3 pseudogenes are annotated in these 1598 nt (G+C 69.3%); 2 read left to right on the top strand and 1 reads right to left on the bottom strand.

The window, feature by feature from the left end:
• Positions 1 to 66 precede the first annotated feature (66 nt).
• Positions 67 to 150, top strand: a pseudogene (locus A5701_RS28995) (hypothetical protein); the annotation flags it as partial.
• Between the two features lie 189 nt (positions 151 to 339).
• Positions 340 to 639: pseudogene (locus A5701_RS29365) on the top strand (alpha/beta hydrolase); the annotation flags it as partial.
• A gap of 51 nt (positions 640 to 690) precedes the next feature.
• Here the strand turns inward: A5701_RS29365 and A5701_RS28985 are convergent.
• Positions 691 to 1598 (bottom strand): annotated as a pseudogene (locus tag A5701_RS28985) (DUF222 domain-containing protein); the annotation flags it as partial.

Below are 1598 nucleotides of genomic sequence, written 5' to 3'. Positions count from 1 at the left end.
GACCACCGCGCCACGCCGGGACATGCAAAGCCGCTCTGACAACGTACGAATTCGTCTATCCAGCAACCTGACCCGGGACCCACCGGCGAGCGCGCCGACTGGTGGTGGTACCAACCCTTCCAACCCCAACCACCACCATCCAACAACTAGCCCGCCTACCGGGCCGGTCGCTCCCGGCAACGTATCGACGAGTAACCGGTTGCCACCGGAATCAGCCAGCGTCGCAACGCATCCACTGCGTAAGCGTCGTGAACCACGTGTTGTCCGGCCGGGCAAGATCTGGGAGCCTCAATAGTTCGAAGACAGTCTCCGAAATCCCGCTCGACGGAGAGGCGGCCCGTGGTGACCCGCGCCCTGACGAAGCCGGTCGGCGCCGTAACGCTGTCCGGGCTTCTCGCCCTGGCCGCTCGCTATGCCGCCCAATCGGTCGTCGCGCGGATCGAGGACAATCCCGATCCCTATCCTCGTGAGCGCCTCGCCACCGAACAGCGCGGCGAGCAGCACTTCATCAGCCGAGCCGACGGGACCGTGCTGCGCGCCATCACCGCCGGCGCGGGGCCCGCCGTCGTTTTCGCGCACGGCTACGGCGGCACGCTTGGGGAGTGGAACATCGTCTGGGATGAGCTGTTGGCCCGGGGCTACCGCCTCATCGCCTTCGACCAACGAGGACACGGTAGCTCCACGCTTGGTTCGGCCGGCCTGATCGGTGACGGTCATCGTGCGTGCGGGTCCGGCGATGGTGATGACGCCACGATGATGGGCCCGGTGGTGATACGGGCAGACCAGCACGAGGTTGGTCAGCTCGGTGGGTCCGCCGTCTTCCCAGTGCCGGATGTGGTGGGCGTGCAGGCCGCGGGTGGCGCCGCAGCCGGGAACCGCGCAGCTGCGGTGGCGGTGCTCGAGCGCGCGGCGCAGTCGCCGGCTGATCAGGCGGGTGGTTCGGCCGGCGCCGATGACCTCGCCCTGGCGTTCGAACCACAGTTCGCCGGTGGCGTCGCAGGTCAGGTAGCGGCGTTCGGCGTCGGTGAGCAGCGGACCCATGTGCAGTGCCGCAGTGTGCGTTTCGGCGTCGACGTGCACCACCACGGTGGTGTGCTGTCCGTGTGGGCGGCGGGTCGTCTCCGCGTCCCAGCCGGCCTCGATCAGGCGCATGAACGCCTCGACGCTGCCCGGCAGGGGCGGCGCGCTGTCTGACGCTCCCTCGGCGCGGTCGTGCTTCCATTCGGCGATCAGCGCGTCACGATGGGACTGCAAGGCGGCGTCGAACGTGGCGGCGTCCAAGTGGGGCAGGGTGATCCGGTAGCAGGCGCCCTGCTCGCTGGAGGTCTTCCTCAACGAGGGCTCGAGCTCGCGCCGGGGTCCTGGGTCAGGACGCGGTTCCAGCTTGACCGCGGTGCGCAACTGGTTGACCGTGGCCACCCGCGCCAACTCCGCATAGTGCGCATCGGAGCCCGCACCCGCGCGTGCCGCGATGACGCCGACCTGATCCAGCGACAGCCGGCCCTCCCGCAGACCCTGGGTGCAGCGGGGGAACTCCTCGACCCGGCGCGCGACGGTGGCGATCGTGTGCGCGGTGGTCGAGGACAACCCCAGCTTCC

Source organism: Mycobacterium sp. E3305, assembly GCF_001666785.1.
GTDB lineage: Bacteria > Actinomycetota > Actinomycetes > Mycobacteriales > Mycobacteriaceae > Mycobacterium.
This window is presented reverse-complemented; position numbering and strand designations above follow the sequence as displayed.